This is a genomic window from Pseudomonas sp. P4_C3 (assembly GCF_056402075.1).
This window is the reverse complement of the sequence record NZ_JBFUIC010000524.1, coordinates 1-2029: the sequence shown is the minus strand read 5'-3', so window position 1 is coordinate 2029 and position 2029 is coordinate 1. Positions and strand designations below refer to the sequence as shown.

3 protein-coding genes are annotated in these 2029 nt (G+C 52.4%); all 3 read right to left on the bottom strand.

Going from position 1 to position 2029, the window contains the following annotated elements:
* Positions 1–500 (bottom strand): ABC transporter permease subunit (locus AC1DVH_RS30175; protein WP_477756875.1); only part of this gene is annotated, 500 nt, incomplete at its 3' end.
* Positions 497–1225 (bottom strand): ABC transporter permease, encoded by a 729-nt coding sequence (locus tag AC1DVH_RS30170; protein WP_064676932.1) that lies wholly within the window; start codon positions 1223–1225, stop codon positions 497–499. The genes AC1DVH_RS30175 and AC1DVH_RS30170, both read right to left, overlap by 4 nt.
* 57 nt (positions 1226–1282) lie before the next feature.
* Positions 1283–2029, bottom strand: a 747-nt coding sequence (locus AC1DVH_RS30165) for a transporter substrate-binding domain-containing protein (RefSeq protein WP_477756874.1), incomplete at its 5' end; no start/stop codon positions are given.

Here is a 2029-nt window from a genome sequence, read left to right as displayed (position 1 = left end):
ACTTCGTTGCTGTAGTACGGCAACGAGCGACGTAGCGCCGATGGCATGATCACGTAGGCATAGAGCTTCCAACCCGTCAGGCCATAGGCCTTCGCAGCTTCGACTTCGCCATGGGCCATGTTGCGAATTGCTCCGGCGAAAATCTCCGTGGTGTAAGCGCAGGTGTTCAGCGCAAACGCAAGGATGGTGCAGTTCATCGCGTCGCGAAAGAATGCATCGAGCACCGGTTGTGCACGAACTGCAGCCAGGCTGTAGATCCCGGTGTAGCAGATCAGCAACTGGATATAGAGCGGCGTTCCCCGAAACAGGTAGGTGTAGAACTGTACGGGCCAGCGCAGGTAACACTTGGATGAAACCCGGGCAATGGACAACGGGACCGACACCAAAAAGCCGATGAAGATTGAGGCACTGAGCAACCACAAGGTCATGGCCAGCCCCGTGATCTGGTGGCCGTCGCTATAGAGAAAAGGCTTCCAGTAATCTTGCAAGAGTTCGATCATCGTACAGCCTCCCGGGAACCTGCCGCATAACGCCGTTCCAACCAACGCAGGACATAGTTTGAAGTACTGGTAATTACCAAATAAATAAGCGCTGCCAAGACCAGAAAATAGAACAATTGATAGGTGCTTTTACCAGCGTCCTGGGCTGCCTTTACCAAGTCAGCAAGGCCTATGATCGACACCAGTGCAGTGGCTTTGAGGATGACCATCCAGTTATTGCCAATACCCGGTAAAGCAAAACGCATCATTTGCGGGAAGACCACAAAGCGAAAGCGCTGAGTGCGACTTAAGCCATAGGCGGTGGCCGCTTCCACCTGTCCACGGGGCACAGCTAACATCGCCCCGCGAAAGGTCTCAGTGAAATAGGCCCCGTAGATAAACCCCAGCGTGATGATCCCGGCAACAAACGGATTGATCTCTATGTATTCCCAATCCAGTGCCTGCGTGATCCCGGTCAACCAGGTTTGCAGGCTGTAAAAGATCAGTAGCATCAGCACTAGGTCCGGCACCCCGCGAATCAGGGTAGTGTAGAGCTGTGCCGGGATTCGCAGGAGTTTGACACTGGAAAGTTTGGCACTGGCCCCGATAAGACCAAGCAGCACGCTCAACAGCAGCGAGAGTATTGACAACTTGACGGTCATCCAGGCGCCCTCCAGCAACAGAGGACCGAACCCTTTCATGCTGTATGTGGAGAGCCCGAGGGCCTGCAACAGTATTTCGAACATAATTCAGGAACCTATCGCGATAATAAAGCGCCCGCCCCGAGGACGGGCACCGGGGCCTTACTTGCCGCTATAGAGATTCAGATCACCGAAGTGTTTTTTCTGGATTAAGTCATAGGTACCGTCATCGTGTAACGCTTGGATGCCCTTATCCAAAAATGCCTTGAGGTCTTTGTTACCTTTAGAGATACCAATAGCTGTTTTGGCTGGCAGTAACTCGCTGTCAACGGGCTTGCTGACTTCATAACCAGTGCCTTGGGGGGAATTCAAAAAACCCAGCTGAGCTTGCAGCATGTCCTGGATCGCCGCATCGAGGCGACCGGAAACCAGGTCGTAGTAAACCTGATCCTGGTTCTGATAGGCCTGAGTTTTGACACCAGCCTTATCCAGAACCGCTTTGGCATAGGCTTCCTGGATACTTCCTTGCAAATAGCCTACGGTCTTGCCCTTAAGGGAAGTAACCTCTTCGCTCAGACCAGAATTTTTCTTGAACACGTAAGAGGTTGCGCCGGAGAACAGCTCATTTGAGAAGTCGATGACTTTCTCGCGGGCTGGGGTCACCGTCATGGAAGAGAGAATGCCATCGAACTTGTTGGCCTTCAGGCCAGGAATCGTGCCGTCGAAATCGCTCTCGACCCATGTACATTTGACCTTCAATTTGGCACAGATTGCATTACCCAGATCGATATCAAACCCCGCAAGACTACCATCTGCCGCTTTAGACTCGAATGGTGCGTAAGAAGCATCAACGCCAAAACGCAGTTCTTTGTATTCCTTGGCCAGAGCGACATTCGCGCAAAGTAAAGT